22 protein-coding genes are annotated in these 17,303 nt (G+C 44.7%); 2 read left to right on the top strand and 20 right to left on the bottom strand.

Features of this window, described 5'->3' with window-relative positions; translation table 11 throughout:
• Positions 1 to 739 precede the first annotated feature (739 nt).
• The 17 genes from AOA56_RS08250 to AOA56_RS08185 form a co-directional block, all read right to left on the bottom strand.
• The gene (locus tag AOA56_RS08250; protein WP_053769416.1) at positions 740 to 1,204 is read right to left on the bottom strand and encodes a sigma factor-like helix-turn-helix DNA-binding protein; all 465 of its coding nucleotides are present in this window, start codon (positions 1,202 to 1,204) and stop codon (positions 740 to 742) included.
• Positions 1,204 to 2,067, bottom strand: coding sequence for a sigma-70 family RNA polymerase sigma factor (locus tag AOA56_RS08245; RefSeq protein WP_162224693.1), 864 nt, complete (start codon positions 2,065 to 2,067; stop codon positions 1,204 to 1,206). Before AOA56_RS08245 ends, AOA56_RS08250 begins: the two co-directional genes overlap by 1 nt.
• A 73-nt stretch (positions 2,068 to 2,140) precedes the next feature.
• Entirely contained in the window at positions 2,141 to 2,611 is a 471-nt protein-coding gene (locus AOA56_RS08240; RefSeq protein WP_053769414.1) for a hypothetical protein, read from the bottom strand.
• A 10-nt stretch (positions 2,612 to 2,621) separates the two neighbouring features.
• Positions 2,622 to 2,840, bottom strand: coding sequence for a hypothetical protein (locus AOA56_RS08235; RefSeq protein ID WP_053769413.1), 219 nt, complete (start codon positions 2,838 to 2,840; stop codon positions 2,622 to 2,624).
• Positions 2,841 to 2,854: 14 nt separating this feature from the next.
• Positions 2,855 to 6,109, bottom strand: coding sequence for a tape measure protein (locus AOA56_RS08230; protein ID WP_053769412.1), 3,255 nt, complete (start codon positions 6,107 to 6,109; stop codon positions 2,855 to 2,857).
• Positions 6,096 to 6,410: a hypothetical protein gene (locus AOA56_RS08225; protein WP_205694931.1), complete on the bottom strand. Its 315-nt coding sequence runs from the start codon at positions 6,408 to 6,410 to the stop codon at positions 6,096 to 6,098. The genes AOA56_RS08230 and AOA56_RS08225 overlap by 14 nt, the downstream gene beginning before the upstream one ends.
• 35 nt (positions 6,411 to 6,445) lie before the next feature.
• Complete coding sequence (locus tag AOA56_RS08220; protein WP_053769411.1) at positions 6,446 to 6,817, bottom strand: tail assembly chaperone; 372 nt, start codon at positions 6,815 to 6,817, stop codon at positions 6,446 to 6,448.
• Between the two features lie 262 nt (positions 6,818 to 7,079).
• Positions 7,080 to 7,277, bottom strand: a complete 198-nt coding sequence (locus AOA56_RS08215; RefSeq protein WP_053769410.1) for a hypothetical protein — start codon at positions 7,275 to 7,277, stop codon at positions 7,080 to 7,082.
• Positions 7,274 to 7,444: a hypothetical protein gene (locus AOA56_RS15850; RefSeq protein ID WP_156316921.1), complete on the bottom strand. Its 171-nt coding sequence runs from the start codon at positions 7,442 to 7,444 to the stop codon at positions 7,274 to 7,276. The genes AOA56_RS08215 and AOA56_RS15850 overlap by 4 nt, the downstream gene beginning before the upstream one ends.
• Positions 7,445 to 7,636: 192 nt before the next feature.
• Positions 7,637 to 7,843, bottom strand: coding sequence for a hypothetical protein (locus AOA56_RS08210; protein ID WP_152334134.1), 207 nt, complete (start codon positions 7,841 to 7,843; stop codon positions 7,637 to 7,639).
• Positions 7,844 to 7,848: 5 nt separating this feature from the next.
• Positions 7,849 to 7,989 carry a hypothetical protein gene (locus AOA56_RS16000; protein WP_162224692.1) on the bottom strand — a complete coding sequence of 47 codons (141 nt, stop codon included), beginning with the start codon at positions 7,987 to 7,989 and terminating at the stop codon, positions 7,849 to 7,851.
• Between the two features lie 121 nt (positions 7,990 to 8,110).
• Positions 8,111 to 8,422 (bottom strand): hypothetical protein, encoded by a 312-nt coding sequence (locus AOA56_RS08205; RefSeq protein ID WP_053769408.1) that lies wholly within the window; start codon positions 8,420 to 8,422, stop codon positions 8,111 to 8,113.
• A gap of 191 nt (positions 8,423 to 8,613) precedes the next feature.
• Complete coding sequence (locus AOA56_RS08200) at positions 8,614 to 9,624, bottom strand: AAA family ATPase (RefSeq protein ID WP_278277146.1); 1,011 nt, start codon at positions 9,622 to 9,624, stop codon at positions 8,614 to 8,616.
• A gap of 56 nt (positions 9,625 to 9,680) precedes the next feature.
• Positions 9,681 to 10,073, bottom strand: coding sequence for a hypothetical protein (locus AOA56_RS08195; RefSeq protein ID WP_053769406.1), 393 nt, complete (start codon positions 10,071 to 10,073; stop codon positions 9,681 to 9,683).
• Complete coding sequence (locus tag AOA56_RS08190) at positions 10,060 to 10,260, bottom strand: hypothetical protein (protein WP_242843443.1); 201 nt, start codon at positions 10,258 to 10,260, stop codon at positions 10,060 to 10,062. Before AOA56_RS08190 ends, AOA56_RS08195 begins: the two co-directional genes overlap by 14 nt.
• A 41-nt stretch (positions 10,261 to 10,301) precedes the next feature.
• Positions 10,302 to 10,469 (bottom strand): hypothetical protein, encoded by a 168-nt coding sequence (locus tag AOA56_RS15845; RefSeq protein ID WP_156316920.1) that lies wholly within the window; start codon positions 10,467 to 10,469, stop codon positions 10,302 to 10,304.
• Positions 10,470 to 10,518: 49 nt separating this feature from the next.
• Positions 10,519 to 10,722 (bottom strand): helix-turn-helix domain-containing protein, encoded by a 204-nt coding sequence (locus AOA56_RS08185; protein ID WP_053769404.1) that lies wholly within the window; start codon positions 10,720 to 10,722, stop codon positions 10,519 to 10,521.
• Between the two features lie 164 nt (positions 10,723 to 10,886).
• On the opposite strand from AOA56_RS08185, the gene AOA56_RS08180 reads away from it, so the two are divergent.
• Both AOA56_RS08180 and AOA56_RS08175 read left to right on the top strand, forming a co-directional pair.
• Positions 10,887 to 11,270, top strand: a complete 384-nt coding sequence (locus tag AOA56_RS08180; RefSeq protein ID WP_053769403.1) for a helix-turn-helix domain-containing protein — start codon at positions 10,887 to 10,889, stop codon at positions 11,268 to 11,270.
• 60 nt (positions 11,271 to 11,330) lie between these two features.
• A complete protein-coding gene (locus AOA56_RS08175) occupies positions 11,331 to 12,392 on the top strand; it encodes a site-specific integrase (RefSeq protein WP_053769402.1) in 1,062 nt (353 codons plus the stop codon).
• On the opposite strand, the gene AOA56_RS08170 is transcribed toward AOA56_RS08175, so the two are convergent.
• From AOA56_RS08170 to AOA56_RS08160, 3 genes are read right to left on the bottom strand one after another with little or no spacing between them, the layout of a single operon-like run.
• On the bottom strand, positions 12,387 to 13,952 hold the full coding sequence (locus AOA56_RS08170; RefSeq protein ID WP_053769401.1) for a recombinase family protein: 1,566 nt from the start codon (positions 13,950 to 13,952) through the stop codon (positions 12,387 to 12,389). The two genes, AOA56_RS08175 and AOA56_RS08170, sit on opposite strands and share 6 nt — an antisense overlap.
• Positions 13,949 to 15,583 (bottom strand): recombinase family protein, encoded by a 1,635-nt coding sequence (locus AOA56_RS08165; RefSeq protein ID WP_053769400.1) that lies wholly within the window; start codon positions 15,581 to 15,583, stop codon positions 13,949 to 13,951. Before AOA56_RS08165 ends, AOA56_RS08170 begins: the two co-directional genes overlap by 4 nt.
• Positions 15,584 to 17,212, bottom strand: coding sequence for a recombinase family protein (locus AOA56_RS08160; protein WP_053769526.1), 1,629 nt, complete (start codon positions 17,210 to 17,212; stop codon positions 15,584 to 15,586).
• Positions 17,213 to 17,303: the final 91 nt, after the last annotated feature.

The following is a 17,303-nucleotide window of genomic DNA, read 5'->3' as shown; positions in this document are numbered from 1 at the left end:
TAGAATAGAGGTCAGCCACCCTGCAACGCAGTTGTTCCTTTCTATATACTACCACAAGCACAAACCATGTACAATATACTATTTCCGTAACATTAGGAACCCCGGCAACTCCCCGATCTGGTAGGCCAAAGGTCGTACTTTGCTACCTTTACTCCGGTGCTTCGCGTGCGTAATCGTGTCATTAAATTGCCTATGCTCAATAGCATCATGTCATGGACGAAGATAGAGGGATGAACGAAATGGACGCCCCTGGAGGGTGTACATCTACAACCTCCGAAATTAATAATAACGGGGCGATTGTCATATCCTGAGTTCTGCCGGGGGGCTGTATTTCGCCGGCCCCTTTATCTTCGATTTGAACCCGTACTTTTTTGTACGGTGTTGAATAATCAACATTTATATGTTTTGGAATTTCAAAAGTACCGTTTTGGTAGTTTTAGGGTACTGCTATATATGCAGAAAATGTTAAGTTTTGGCAAGTTCTTCTATATAGACGGAAACACTAAGTTTTTCTAAGTTTTGGCGCTCTGCTATATACTCAAGAACATTAGGTTTTTTAAGGTTTTCATTCTCTAATCTACGGTGTACTTAAAAGTACGCTGGCGAAACTTACACCCCTGCTATATATGTGGAAATAGACGGTTTTGACAGGTTTTCTATATATCTGTTTTTTAGTATTATTTAGTATTCTTAGGGTTTTTAAGGGTGCCATTTCTACAAAGCCTTGTCGATCTCTTGTTCATGGAATCAAGTCTGATAGGCTCACAAGTGCGTTGCTATGGATTTCCATAACACGAGTTTTGGAGCATCCCACCCGGTCAGCTATTCTTTCCCATGTCATAGGTTCCATATAGGTTACATATACACAGTAAAGTACTTCTCTTTCTTCTGGATCTTCCACTTTCCCGATTATGTCACGGATTGCTCTCGTTATGTTCTCAGAGAATCTTCGTTCTTCCTCAAGCTGTTCTAAAAGCTTTCTGCCGTCCTCCAAAAGCTGTTTTAAGCTGCCTTTTTGCTCATATGCCTTATTGTATTTCATAAGCTCTTGGATGGCCGAAATCGAGCTTTCCACATTCCCATTCCGCACTTCTGCTGAAAGGCCTATGTGCCATGCTTTTCGGTACTGTTCGAGAAATCTTTTACTACTTCTTCGCTTTCCCCTTTTTAGGGTGTCCGAAATGTCCGAATACTCCTTCTTCATCAATAGCCCAACGCCTCCCGTTCAACCTCACTTGTCCATGTCTGGCGAAACCTGCTTAATCCTACATGATGGATCGGAGCCGGAGACAGATATTCTTCATAATACCGCCGATAATGGTAATGCCTGGATCTCTGACGTAATTTTCGGATTCCTTCGTTCTGTATCTGCCTTGCCCGGTCTGTACTGACTCCGATCACGCTGCCTGCTTCTTTCAGTGTCATCCCATCTTGAAACCTTAAACGGATGGCCGCGGCCTGCTTCTCTGGAAGGTCATCTACAGCAATCCACACTTCTCTTGCCATTCGTTCCGCATCAACCGCCCTTATTACATCCTCTTCTAAATCTTCAGAAGAGGAGAGTACATCAAGAATGGACATAGGTTCTTCTTCACCCTCAACAGGGGCATCCAGACTCCCTATTTGCCCGATCCTAATATCTTTCTGCAACTGCTCATATCTTTCATACCCTATGCCAAGAATCGAGCAGATTTCCGCTTTTGACGGCTCTTCCCCGAAGCGTTTTTCATACTCGGTTCTTGCCTTCTGGTATTTCAAGATCATGCCTGCGGTATGCGAAGGAAGACGGACCGTCTGGCAACATTCTTCAATATAACGTATGATCTTGTTTTTTATCCAATATCCGAGATATGTTACAAATGCGGAGCCTTTAGAACAGTCAAAGAATCTCACAGCTTCACACAGTCCCAGATATGCTTCCTGCATGAGGTCACAGAGTTCCGCAAATCCTGTATATTTCTTTGCGATCTTGTAGGCCAATCCGCTATTCTGTTCCCAGAGCCGAAGCATATTGTTAGATTCGTTTTTCCCCGTTTTTATCAGAATCACAAGTTCTTCATTCGACAAACTCCGCACCATCCCTCGTCATATTATCGTGCCATTAATCTAGTTTTCTAGTAATCTATGGCATAGCAACAAATTATAAACAGATGTCAGATGGAACACTTCCATCTAGGCTTTTCATAATCTCTCCTCTTGCTGATCTTGCACTGTGTAATGCCTCAAAAATTCGTTTTGCCACAACACTCTGAAAACTTTCTTCTCTTGTTCCATCGTCAAACTCATACCCTGCCGGGAGAGGAACTTTGAAATCAATGGAATGGCTCAAGAGATTTTCACCGTAATACGCCACGCTGTCTTTGTCCCCTCCTCCTAAAGCATACGCAATATGCCAACACTGCTTTTTTAAGAATGACATGATTTCTTCATTGTCTTTTCTCCTTCTGCGCTGTTCATGATCCAATTCCTCGGAAAGATCAGAAATCAGTTTTGCCACATTATACGGGACGATATAGTTCGTTCCTCCAACAAGTACTTTGCACATTTCTGTTGGGTAAACAACGATTCGCTCATTTTTCTTACCAACTTTCACATCATTTATAGACTGCATACTGTACCTCCTATTTTCTGAATAAATCCATGTGTTTCGCAATCATTTTTTGCCGTTCGTACGGATCCTTGATTGCAAGGATACCCTCTTTTGTCGGCTCCTTCTTGCTCTCATTCACACCATCTTTTACGGCCCCTTTTAACATTTCCACAAAATCTTTTCTTTGCGCTTCTGATGCTTCCTGAATAATCTTCTTAATAACTTCCGTGTCTTTTTCATCTAACAGCATGTTTTCATATCCTCCTATCTGATTCCTAGTTTTCTGTTATTTCGTTTTTCAAGTTTTTCTAGCTCTTTTTGTGTATATACGGCGGTAGACTTTGCAACCTGTTTTCCGTCTATCTCAATCGTGTTATCGATATGATAGATCCGTCCGTTTCCACCGCCAGATGATCCTATCTGTCTATCTCTATATTCAACGACTGACGAGCTACTGTAAGCAAATTCCGGCTGTGGGTGGAAAGAAAAAGTACCGCGCGCCATATCGTCCAATTCTCTTTCCATCAGCATTTTAATTCCCTGTGCCTGCTGTCCAATTTTCCCACCAAACTTATCAAGACCTTTTACGACCCCGTAGTCGACCATCTTTCCGACATAAATACCCCATCTGGAAGGGGAATGAATTCCGAAAAATCCTAAAACTTTATCTTTAAAACTTCCAAGGGCGCTTTTGGCAGCTCTCCAGAGCGCTTCTGCTGCTCCGCTAATTCCTTTTGCGATACCCGATATAATATCTTTACCAACAGAAGCCCAATCTGTATCAAGAAATTTCCTTCCTAATTGTCCTACCAAATCAACAGCCGCCCCTAAAAGATCGGGAATTGCCTTAATAAGCCCTGCAATAAGTTCACCAATAATCTCTATACCAGATTGAAGTATTTGTGGCAAATTGCTTCCAATTCCTTCAACGATAGTGACAATCAGTTTTACTGCGGACTTCAATATATCGGGCAATTTTTTTGTGATTCCCTGTACTACTGTTTTAGTAATTTCAACTCCAGAAGATAGTATTTTATCCGCATTAGAACTAAGTGTAGAGACAAACTTCGTAACTGTTTCGATTGCAGATCTTATAATAACTGGAAGCATCTGAGAAATACCAGTCGCAAGATTTTGTAGTATCTCCGTGCCCTTCGTTATCATCAGTGGCAAATACGTCTGAATCGCTGTGCTGATCTGTGCGAATAATCCTTGAATTCCGAGTATGATGGTCGGCATATTGTTCAAGATTCCCTGAATCAATGATTGAAGGATCGTAAGCCCTGCCATCATTATATTTGGTGCTAGTTGCACAATCGATGTTGCAATACTTCCGATTAAGCTTATAACCCCTTGCAAGATCACATCCATGTTAGACGTTACACCACCAATCAAGGCATTTAGTATATTTAATCCGGCTGTAGTAATGGACGGCAGTAATCCAGCTATTGTAGTAAGGATCTGACTTAGCAGAACCGAGCCCGTATTTGCAAGCTCTGGGATCTTTGACACAATCCCATTTGCAAGCGTTGTGATGATCTCAGGCCCCTTCTTCTGAACCATAGTAAGTATTTTATTGATCTCTGTACCAAACTCTTGATTCACAAGTCCAAGTCCTACCACTACAAGCCCCAAAATGGCCGCAGGGCCAACCGAAAGCATCGCTGCCTTAAATACCGAACCAAGAGCAGCAATCATCTTGTTAAAAGCCGACATTCCTGTCTCTGCTCCGAGTTTTAACCCCTTCCCAACTCCAGCACCGACCTTTTCAAAAACTGGAATAAATGTCTCCACTTTTGACTTAATTCCATCAAACATTTGTGGGATTCCATTTAATTTCGTTTTTAATCCGTCAAAAGCTTTCCATGCAAGAGGTGCGTCTTTAGAAAATCGCCCTGTCATAGCTCCGAATTTAAATGACAACTCTCCTAGCGAATCGCCCAACTGTATAATTTTACTTTTCCCCTTAGAGAATTCCTTTGAAAAAGCATCCGTAAAGGATTTTCTAAGCTTAGAGAATTGATTCTGTGCTTGAATTACAGTTCCTGAAATAATATCACTGACTTCTGTTAGCTTTTCTTTCGTATTATCAGGTAAAATATTCCACGCTTTTCCCGGAATACCTTTGATTGTCTCGCCAACCGTTTTTGAAAAATTCTTGAGTGTTGTTCGTGTATCGACTGTCTTCTTTTTTATCCTGTCCAGATTTAACAGGAACTCCTTTGAAGACTTGTTAAATTTGGAGAACCCGGCAGAATCAGGGTCAAAGCTCCCTTTTAAAATCTGCTTTACTCCTGTGACACGTTCTACAAATAACTTAGACTGCCAATTCAACTTCTTAAAGCTTTCGCTCCCCGGATCTACCCCGCCTTTCAAAGCTTTTCCGAACAACAGTGCTTTGTCCTTTGCCTTCGTAAGGGATCCCGCCATTTGCTCGCCTTTTTGAGAAGCTTCCGTAAATCCATCTCCTATTGCATCCACAACAGGAAGCATCCCCGCCAGTCCAGCGCCAGCCCCCACTACTGCCATAATCGGCGCAATCGATTCTATTGCTTTCTGCATGTTCTGGAGGTTTTTTGCCGGATCTTCTGTTTTCTGAAAAAGACTGATAAACTGGCTCACACCATCTAAGGCCGATTCTGCTGCAGTTCCTATCCGTTCTATGCTCGTCTGAATCGTTGGAAGTCCGTTGCTGGCAAGTACATTATCTATGGCCTCGATGATACCAGTCATTCCCCTTATCACAGCCGTCCGGACATTTGTCATCGCTGTTGCAATACCGTCCGATGCTGTTTTGGCTCTGGATGCAAACCCATTTACACCGCCATCAAGTTCTATAAGCTTGTCATTAAACTGGTCGAACGTGATGCTCCCATCTTGTAACGCTTTATACAAGTCATTCTGTGCAGAAGCTCCAGCGAACCCAAACGCCTTTGCTACATCGTTCAGCGCAACCCCCATTGTCTCTTGAAGAGAACGCCAAGACTGCAAATCGACTGTGCCCTTGGAAAGCATCTGAATATACTGCGTCAGCCCTCTGGATGCGTCTTCTGTACTGGCTCCACTTGCCAAAAATGCGTCATTTAATGCAAGTGTTGTTTTCGTTGCCTTCTTTAGATCTCCTGTCATTGTGGCGATGCGTTGTGTTGTCGCCGCTACGTCATCTAAGGTTGTCGGAAGCCCCTGAATCCCCTTTGACAATTCTTTGATAGACTGTTTGCTATCTGAAGCAGAGAAGCCAATCTGCTGTAATACTTTCGGGAACCGGTTCAACGTGTCGTATCTGGATATTGCCCCGTCAAGAGATCCGGCCAACATATCCACCGCTTTACTTGCGACCTGCATCACTCCGATAGCCGCCGCTGTCGATTTGAAGCTCGTTGTCAGTTTATTTACGGACCCGGCCGCCTTATTTGTCCTCTTAACCACGTTCTCGATCGTTGATAACGCTTTATTCATTCCAGATGTGAAGCTCTTATCATAAACTGACAATATCGCTTTTACGCTATAGCTCTCCACGTTTTTCCGCCTCCCTCCTGCTCATGTACTCCTTTTTCCTCTGGATGTATCGGCTTAACAGTTCCGACTTCTTCCCATATTCCAGAATTTTTTTCTCCTGCTTCTCGAAATCAAAGAAACTTCGGAACGTCCTAAACACTGGTCGACCATTCCTCTTTGTTGCCCTCGCCTGGTTAATCGCCCAGGCAAGAATATGAAGTTCATGGATCCGGTCAAGCTGCTTTAGCTCTGCCGCTTTCATCCGAAGTTCAAATTCTGGTATTGTCATCCGGTTGATCGTAAGAAAATCGTCTATTCCCAATGTCCGCATACAACGAACAAGAATGTCATCGTAAGTTATTCTTTTAGATCCCCCTGTACTTCCTCCATCTCCCGGAGCTGCGCCTGTACTTTCTTCCGTGTAACATTTGACTTTTTTAAACCCTCAATCACACTTTCAAACAACTGGTCAATATCTGTATTTTCGTCCTCAATATATGTCTCCAGTTCTTTTTCCGAGATCTTAGGATTCTCTGTTTTATTTGCCGCAATCAGCGCATCACACAGCGCTAAAACGTCCCACGTTTTCAATTTCGCAACAAGTACCTCGATACCAAGACCAAACTTCACGCCATTCTCTGCCTGTACAGATGCCCGCTTGTCCATCTCATTGACAAAACCGATTCCAAACTTAAACTCATACTCCTTACCATTGATTTTCAACTGCATTTTTTCTACCTCCAATTTTGATTTTTTTCGATATCCATTTCTCACGCCAAAAGGAAAAGGCGTGGAAACAACTTTTAGACATTTCTGTCTTTAAGTCATTCCCACGCCTATGAACGAATTAACAATTAAACTGGCTTACACTCTAACGAGTGCGGTACTATGATATATTAGTTATAAAACAATTATAACATTAATCACAGGATTGTTCAAGTAGATTATTTGATTTTTCAGATCCATAAGGATTTTCACTAACACCAAGCCCCTAAATCTTCTCTGTCTCCCGGCCACTCTCACTTACTTTATTTCTTTCCAGTACGTTTTTCAGTTCAATATACGCTTTCCGGTATCCTCCGTTATTTTGTTTTGAAATCTTGCATTTTTTCATAACAGGAGACAGAATATTAGTCAATTCCCTAAGCTCCTGCTCTGTCTCATAACTGATTGTGATTCTTGCGCTCATGCTTCCTCCTCATCCATCACCACCGTCAAAACACCGCCCATTATGCCGGATATTGCCAGTATCGCCGCTACGTCCCATTCTGTCAGAAAGAACAGCAGGGCGAAGATCACGGCCGAAGCGCCCAGCGTTTGAAAGATTTCGTTTACGGTATGTAAAATTTTCTTCATTTCTTCTTGTCCTCCCCTTGCTTTTATGTTATAGTTGTCATGTAACAATTAATAATTTTTTTAATTGTAATGTGTTCAGAGAGTTAATTGTCTCGATGGGTAGCTCCGTAGTTATTCTACGGAGCTTCTCTTTTTAACCTTTCCAAATCCTTACCACTTTCATATGACACTTTAACCTTCACACTCACGCCATCACCCCCTTTCCACAAGCCGCTCGTCCAACTCCTCTAAATCTTCCACAATTCGATCCAGATGGTTTTCCACGCCATAAAGCGCTGCTTCTATGTACTCATCACATAACTTCGTCCCGTTATCACTATCAAATTGTCCCCTGATAGCCGCCACAATGGCAGATACTCCGATTATCTCAGCTTGCAATTGATTCAAATTTTTTCTCACCACGACTATTCCCCTTTCTGCATAATTGTCAAAAGCTGTTTCCTTTCCTCATCATTCAGCTCTATCACCGCTTTCATGAACTCCATTAAGTACGGCTTCATGTCCAACTCTCTCTTGATTTCCAATATACTCATATCTTTTTTCATTTTCACTTGTCCTTTCCTCTGAATCTCTGTTATTATGTACCTGTATCCTTTCCACAGCCCCGCAGCCGTGAAAGATACATCTGCCCTGTGGGGAGTTCCCGCTCCCTATGGGGTCTTTTTGTTACAATGTGTCAGTATCCACGCTTCCGCCGATTCGGAAGAATGTATATCCGGGAGCGTAAGTGGTCAGTGGAACCTCGCATACACACCCGGCAAGGGCGCCCAGGCACTCGGCCACTGTCTCAGCTTCTGGCGATACCAAAACATTCACAATCTCTTCCAAACAGAAATATGTCATAAGTTTTATAGCTTGGTCTGCCGTGTATCCCATCTCACGCAGGATATCCACTCTGCGCAGCTTATCCTCTGCATACTTCTTAAACTCTTTATTGTCATCCTCAATAACCTGCTTCATCATTTCTTCGTTAGTCATTTTTTTGCTTCTCCTTTCTTACTCGTTGACCGTCCTATATACGCCTGGAAATTCCACCGGTAAAGCTCAATTCCTTGTAAATACTGGCCTTGCTTTACTCGTTGGTGCCAACCAGTAAATAAGCGTCTTTCTCGTTTATTCGTTGATTATCCTCAAATAAAGCAACCCCTTTTAAATACTGGATTTTCTCTTTACTCGTTGGATTTTTCAGCGTCTTTAAGCTCCATAACGAATTTTTTTGTTTTTCCATATCCAACATTCCACACTCTGGTTAGCCCTTCTTTCTTGAGTGCCGCTTTTGCATCTTTCAAAGCGTTCTTACTGATACTGTTAGCCGCCGCCAACTCGTCCAGTTCCGAAACTTCCATCTGTTTATGCTCTGTAAGCGTTTCAATAATGAAATCCTTCGCATCTTCCACCACTGGCCGGATATTACGTTCCCGTGAATCTTCTTGGATGAATTCTCGGTCTTTCTTTGGAGTGTATGCCTTAAATACCGGGACGCATTTATCGAGGGTATACAAGACGGTTTTTTCCAACTTTCCCCAATTTGATTTTTCATGTGATATATAACGGACGTCACTATCTTTTGTTGCGCCTACCATTAGCACCGATCTGGAAGAATCCCATATGTCTGAACTGTCTGCGATTCTTTTTCTTCCCCACACGCCAGACTGTTTGTTCGCATGGGCGATAATAATCGATGTTAGTCCGTACTTTTCGCCATATCCAATCAGCGGAGAAAAGCACTTTCGCATTGCATTCCTGTCTCCCATCCGTAAATTAGGCGGAACAAAAGCCTGCAGTGGATCAAATATAACAGCACTTGGTCGAACAGTCTCGATAACATCCCGTAGAAGATCCCCATCAAAATTCAGATCAACGAACCTGTCATCTTCTGGAGATATGTAACTTATACGCTCTAGATCTGCCCCGTTGGCCTCCAACCGCGCTCTTAACACATAAGACCATGAATCCTCAGCAGATAACACAAGAACGTTCTCCGGCTTATCGTTAAATGGAATTTGCCCTCCCAGAAGAAAAGATTGTTTTCCTGTCGTAATGCTTGCTACCAAAGAACACCAGATTGATGTCTTACCGACACCGCCTTCTCCTGCTATCGTTGTAATTCCGTACTTTGGTATGTACCCCGGTACCAGCCATTCCGGTTCTTTTATTATTACGCTACTGGCCTTAGCGATCTCCGGAGCCTTCTTGAGCTGCCTGGGCTTTCCTTTGTCATAAACTATATTACCGTCTACTCTCCGCTCTTCCTCAGCCTCTGCAATAAGATCAATAGCTCTTTGTCGCTCCTCTGCTGTAAGTCCGCTTTCAGTTGTTCCACTTCTTGCCGCTTCCGTGACTCCCTCACCTCCCGCCTATCGAAATTTTGTTTTACATACCACGCCGCAACATTCTTCATCTGTTGCTCGTGTCCCTGCTGCCATTCTAATTTTACAACCTCATAATATTCCCGCGCCCGACTGCATCCAAGTTCTTCCAGACGTGTGAGCGCATCCTCGGCAAATCCCGGCCACGTCATGTCATACCCAAGGATTTTCTTGAATGTGTTTTTTCCCAGCTTCCCGAACTGCTTCGCTGCTTCCAGTTCCGTGCAAAACTGAGTGAAAACATTATCAGGAGCTTTCATGGTCCTTCTCCCTCATGCCGTACATTTTTTCATAGAAGAAAGCGCTGCTTACTCTTCCACGAAATGTAAGATAGCCGGCTTTTTTCAATTCTTCATTGAGTTGCCGAATTACCTGATAGCTTTTGCTCTCGGATATATTGCAGATTTCCGAAATATCTTTCGCTGTCAATACCTGTCTCGTCATCATCACATCTCCTCTCCAAAAACTCCCGCTATACGCAAGGGTTTTTAATCCGAATCTTCTTTAATGGTAAATTCATCGTCTTTCGGTCTATGTCCGTGCCTATACGGGTAAAGAGGACACCTTTTCGCCGCACAAAGCCTGACTTCACTTCTCTGCCCGTTGCAACAATCAAGGCACTTTGCCCGAATCGCTTTCATTGGTGTAAGCTTCATTCCGTTCACTTCCTTTCCTCATCCACTGATCCACGCCCTGGCCGGTGTGTTAATGGTCTTCTGTTTCTATGATCTCAGTTACATCCACGCCTACACCTCTAGCGATATTGCCTACCGCTCTTGGTGTCGCATTCTTCTGGTTCAGAATCACGGAAAAACGCTGTCTGCTGATTCCTGCCCGTTCCGCTGCCTGTCCGATAGTCAAGCCGCTTCTCGCCAAAGCGATTTCAAATTTTGTGTTGTCGATTCTCATTTCTTATCACCTCCCCTCCCCATTATTTTTTCTCGTATTACTATTTTTCGTATTACGCATTATCATAATACTTCTTTTAGTAACTCTTGTCAATACTCTTTTTCGTAATTGTTGTTTACATATATTCGTTTTCGTGTTTTAATAATACTGGAGGTGAGAAAAACATGGCACTCGGAAAAAGATTAAAAGATTTATTACATGAAAAGAACATTACAGTTAAAGAATTTGCAAATCTAATAGGGGTCCCACCTACTACGCTATATTCATTTATAAAGAGAGATAGTGACACTGGAAAACTTGAACTAATAAATAAAATAGCCAATGGGCTCGACATGACTATAAGTGAATTTATGCAACATAACTACGAATTCAAGGATACTCCACAAGGCCCGATCACGAATGCAGAAGCCATGAAAGAATACTTCAAAAGCAAAAATATAGACACAGTTGCCGCACACTTTGACGGTGATGAATACACAAAAGAAGAACTGGAACAAATTAAGAAGTTTGCAGAGTTTGTTAAGAGCCAACGCAAAGACAAGAAATAACCACACAATGTCATCTCCTGATCCACGCCCTGGCCGGTCAAGAAAAGGAGAATGATAAAGATGCCAACTTACAAGGATGAAAAAACAGGTACATGGTATTGCAAATTCTATTACACAGACTACACTGGAAAACGTAGGCAGAAATTAAAGAGGGGATTTGTACGGCAACGAGACGCTAAGGACTGGGAGCGGCAATTCCTGGAAAAACTGCAAGGAACGCCTGATATGACATTTCAGTCTTTATATGACTTATATTTAGAGGATATCAGTCACAGACTACGGGAAAACAGTGTTTACGGAAAAAAGAATATTTTCAAAAACAGAATTCTTCCGTACTTTAAAGACAAGCCAATAAATGAAATAACGGCGGTTGATATCAGGAACTGGCAAAACGCACACATACAGGCCGGATATTCTGACGCATATCTTGACCGAATACAGAACACACTCACAACGATAATGAATTATGCAGTAAAGTACTATAATCTTCCTCAAAATCCATGTGACAAAGCCGGACATATGGGGAAACGGACAAGATCAATGAAGTTCTGGACATTGGAACAGTATCAAAATGTCCTGCAATATATTAACGATACAATGGCTCATACCGCTATTCAGATTCTTTTTTATTCAGGTATACGCTTCGGGGAGCTGCTCGCTCTGCACCCTGCTGACCTAGACTTTAATGCAAATACTATCAGCATCACAAAGTCCATGCAACGGAAAGGCGGCAAAGATATCTATACGCCACCAAAGACTGAAAACGGAATCCGTACAGTAAATATGCCGACTGCTATTATGGAGGAGTTAAAAGCGTACATTGGGAAAATATACGGAATACAACCACACCAGCGCATTTTCCCCTTTACAAAAACTTTTATCAGTAACACAATAAGAAGATGCTCAGCGGCGGCAAATGAGCCTTATATTCGCATACACGATTTAAGGCACCCGTATGTCAAGCCCACGACAAAAAAATTTTATCCTTTTTCAAAGTTTAATCGGCGATTATTTCTTTGCTTTTCTTCAGGCTTGTGTTTCTGTTCAGTATCAAGAAAAGCCTTCAATTTTTCTTTTTCATCAGGTAAAAGGCAGCCAAAACTTTTACTGCCCTGTCTATAATAAAATGCTGCCTTCATAGTCTGATTCCTCCGTTTCTTTAACACCAAAAACATCCTGCGTCACATATTCAATCTCAATCCGGTCTCCCGGAAAGATATAGACCTTACTGATAAGCCGGTCAATCAGGGCTTGCGTCAGAGTGTCGGTGCTGCCTACTTCCTGAACGATTTCACGCTGTTTCAGCCTTGCCTCGTAATCGCTTTGTATCTGTTTAGTCTGTGCGGTAATAGCAGCATGGACATTCTTTGCCTGTACCAGCTCCGCATCATATACCGCTTTCCGCTCCCGGTAGGTTTCCAGGTCAATCTCTCCAAGCGCATACTGTTCATAGAGCTGCCGTTTGCTGTCCTGGATAGAGCGCAGCTTATCTTCATGCTCGGCCTGCTGAACCGTCTGCAAATCCAGCTTGTCTTTGCTGCTGTCAATTCCCAGCGCTGGACACATCTGCGCCCGGATTATTTCAAAAATCGCCTGCTCCAGATCAACCATTTTTACCCTTACCCCGTGACAAGGAAGATTTTCTGCCACTTCGGAATGACGGCAGTAAAACCAGACATCATTTCTGAGTGACATGGCATGGTCGCAGCATCCACAGAATACCTTTCCACGGAGAAGGTAGTCACGCCGCTTTTTATTTGGAAGGGAGAACCGCTTAATTGAAGCATTGGCTTTCTCAAACAGTTCCTTGCTTACGATTGCCGGGTGATGGTCTGGGATTTTGAACCACTCGCTTTCATCCTTTAGCTTCATGCGGCGGCTGCCAATCTCCTGTACCTTGCGCTTGCCGATCACATAGGTGCCGATATACCGCTGGTCCTCCAGCATACGCAGGACCGTAGAACTGCTCCAAACGCCGTGCGTCCGGGAGACATTGTAGTGATCCTTGCCTTTATCCCTCCGGTATTCTCCGGGCGTAGGAATCTTCAGGGCATACAGTTTCCTCGTGATCTCTGCGGCTGTATTGCCGTCAGCCGCCCATTCAAATATCTGCCGGACAATCCCCGCCACGTCCTCGTCCGGCTCCATGCGCCCGTCTATGCTCTTGCGGTAGCCATAAGGGCAAATAACACTCTGGTACTCGCCCCGGCGCATTTTTGCGTATTTAGCGCTTTTCGTTTTCATGGACATATCCCGGCTGTAACACTCGCTGATAAGATACTTAAAAGCTATGTCGATCCCTCCGGTATCTCCTTTGAAATTGGCGGTGTCAAAATCGTCGCTCACAGAGATAAACCGGGTATGGTAGAGGGGAAACACCCGCTCAATGAAATAGCCGGTCTCAATGCTGTTGCGGCCAAATCGGGAAAGGTCTTTCACGATGATACAGTCAATCTTTCCGGCCTGTACCATTGTCAAAAGCTCCTGTACTGCCGGACGTTCAAAGTTGGTTCCTGTATGGCCGTTATCAACAAATTCCAGGACTTCGCTGTTATCCCATTCCTGCAGCGACATGGCCTTTTCCCGAAGGAGCAGCTTTTGGTTGGGAATACTCAAACTTTCCGTCTTGAAGTCCTCCACAGACAGGCGGATATAAAGGGCAATCACATATTTCTGCTTCATTTTACCGCCTCCCCCTGAAATTCGCTCTTAAACCGGAAAGAAACACGGATATTCCGCTCGTGGTCGATCTCGATCCGGTCAATCAGCCGGTCAATCAGCTCCGCCGTCAGTACATGGTCCTGCGCCAGTGATTTTGCGTCTTTTTCCATTGCACGGTAGCGTACAAGCTGGTCGTCCAGGGCATCCATACCTTTTTCAAGCGTTTCAATATCATTGGAAAGAGCAGTGATGGATTCCTCATAATCTGCTTTCAGTTCAAAATATTCCTCGCTGGTTAAAATGCCCTGTACGAAGTTTTCATACAGCCCGCGGATCAGACGCCGCTGTTTCTCTATATCCTGCCGTTTGGCAGACACTTGGGATTTCAGACTGTCTTTTTTCTGTTTCTGCCTTGCCTCCAACTGAAAGAGAGGGAGAGACATACCCAAAGCAACGGAAAGCTCTTTTTCTAAAATAGCGGTGACAGTTGCAATCAGCTCTGTCTCCTGCATCATCACGCCTTTGCAGGTATCTTTGGCTACACGGCTGTTCGTGAGACAATGGAACCAGTAAATATCCGGGCCTTTCTTACGTTCCGCCCGCTGCCGGTGGAGGCTCCTGCCACAGTCGGCGCAGAACACCTTCCCTTTGAAAATGTTCGGAGTATAGGGCCGCTTTGGAACAGCCCTGCTTTCCTCACAGACCTGTTTCCGGTATTCCTGTACCGCCGCAAAAACTTCGTGGCTGATAATCGGCTCATGGGTGTGTCGGGCAATAATCAGATTATCGTCATCGGCCTTGACCTGCTGGTGGTCCACCGTCTTTGTTTTTCCCTGCACCAAATCACCGGTATAAACCTCGCTTTCCAGAATCTTCATTACCGTGCGGGTCTGCCATTTTCCGCTGCCGATCAGGCCGGGGCTGGTGATTTCGCCGGTAGATTTCTTGTAGTGGCTTGGCGCCGCAATTCCCATTTCATTGAGATTACGGACGATGCGGTTCAGCGCCACACGCTCATAAGCCCAGTCAAAAATCTGTTTCACGACCGGAGCCGTTTCCTCGTCAATCAGCAGCTTGTGACAGTTATCCGGGGCTTTCCGGTAGCCATAGGGCGCCCGTCCTCCGATATAATCGCCGTCTTTCATAGCCTGCCGTGCCTGCGCCTTGATCTTCCTGCCAATATCCAGAGAATAGGCTTCGTTTATCATATTCTTCAGGGGAAGCATAATGCCGCCGTGAAGGTTGCCGGGGTCCGCCGTGTCAAACTGATCTGTGACCGCAATAAAACGGACATTGTGAGCGTAAAAATACTGCTCAATATAATAGCCGGTATCAATAGAATTGCGCCCCAGCCTGGACAGGTCTTTGACGATCACACAGTTGATATGGCCTGCTTCAATATCCGAAAGCATCTGCTGGAATCCGGGACGGTGGAAATTCGTACCCGTCAGGCCATTATCAATGTATGTGTCATAAACTACAAAATCCGGTTTATCCGCCAGATAATCATTCAGCACCAGCTTTTGATTCTCCACGGAACAGCCGCGTTTCTTGTTATCCTCCACAGAAAGCCGGATATACAGCGCCACATATACATATAAGGACGGCGCCGGCATAGTAGCGTCCGTCTGTTTCCTGCTTTTTCTTGCCATTTAGCTCACCTTCCTTTCTGCGGCCTGTTCCGCGATCTGCTCCGCCAGTGCGACGGCCTTTTTGTATTCATCCTGGTAGTTGAATTCAATATGTAATTCGTCCTTGCCGAGCACCCGAATACTGCGGATAAGCTGCATGACCGCACGGCGGTCAATTTCCTCCATCGTTGAGAATTGCATAAAATGGTTGATCCAGCGGTTCCGCTCGCTGTGGTTCTCCAGTACATCCGTCAGACGTTCTTCCCATTCTGCAATCGCTTTTTGCAGAAGTTCAATGTCGGCATTGTATTTCCGCTTATAGGAAAGATATTCTTCTTTGGTAAGAATCCCGCTTACTAGGTTTTCATAGAGCTTTGTCTTGAAACCCTCAATCTGCGCCCGCTGCCTTTCGTTTGCCTTGATCTGCGCGGTATATTCCTGAACCAATTCCCGGTTGATCCGCTCCTGGCTGATACTGGACAGCAGCGCATCCAGGGAAGCTACATTTTCAATATGGCCCTTTAGACTGTCCTGCACACACTCAATCAAGTCCGTTTCCTTTAGCATGACGGAGGAAGTGCAGCCGTTCTTTTTACCGGTCGGACAATAGTAGTAATGGTATTCCTTATCCTTATAACGGTTCGTCTTGCGGGTCATACGGCAGCCGCAGCACCCACAGATCAAAATGCCGGAGAACAGATATACCTTATCTGATTTTGGGGAAGTCCGGGTGTCAATCCGGCGAAGCCTCTGCACCAGGTCAAAATCATGTTTCTGGATAATTGCTTCATGGGCGCCCTCCACACGAATCCATTCGGAAGAAGGCTTGTCCTCACGCTCTTTCAGCTTGAAGTGGGGCGTCGTCTGTTTCCCCTGGACCAGCGTTCCGGTGTAGGTTTCATCCTGCAAAATACGGATAATCGTAGTCGCAGACCATTTACAGTCCTTACGGTCCGTATAGCCGCCTTTGGCATGGGGCATCCCGTGGCTGCGTTTATAAGCCAGAGGGGAGAGTATGCCCATCCGGTTCAGTTCGTCCGCGATATGGGAAGCGCTGAACCCCTCCAGCCGCTTTCTGAAAATATCCCGTACCACGCCCGCGGCATATTCGTCAACTTCCAGGCCCTTATGCTTGTCGCCGGTTTTCACATAACCGTAAATGGTAAAGGCTCCGACAAAATCACCGCTGCGGCGTTTCACATCCAGGGCGCTCCGGGTCTTTACGGAAATATCCCGGCTGTACGCCTCGTTCATAATATTTTTGACGGAGACGGTAAGGTCATCGGCAGCGTCATTTTCCGTGTCTACATTGTCATTGATGGCGATAAACCGGACGCCGTAAGCCGGGAATACCCGGCGCATATAACGGCCAGTCTCTATATACTCCCTTCCCAGACGGGAGAGGTCCTTCACAATCACACAGTTGGCTTCTCCCTGCTCAATCATCCGCATCATTTCCTGAAAGGCCGGACGATCAAAAAGAACGCCGCTATAACCATCGTCAATCTTTTCCGCCACAACCTCAATCTCCGGGTGCCGGGCAATGTAGTCATCAATCAGCCGCCGCTGGTTGGCTACGCTGTCGCTTTCCACTGACTTGTCATCCGTATAAGAAAGACGGATATACTTAATCGTTTTGTAAACCTGCATAAAAAACACTCCTTTCGTTGCGCAGAAAAATCCCCGCAATTCAAGAAGTGTGGCTATGCCGTATTCAATTCCTTTTCCGATTCTTATTCTA

Source organism: Sellimonas intestinalis (genome assembly GCF_001280875.1).
GTDB lineage: Bacteria > Bacillota > Clostridia > Lachnospirales > Lachnospiraceae > Sellimonas > Sellimonas intestinalis.
Note: the sequence above shows the minus strand (reverse complement) of the source record. Positions and strands in the feature narration are given on the sequence as shown.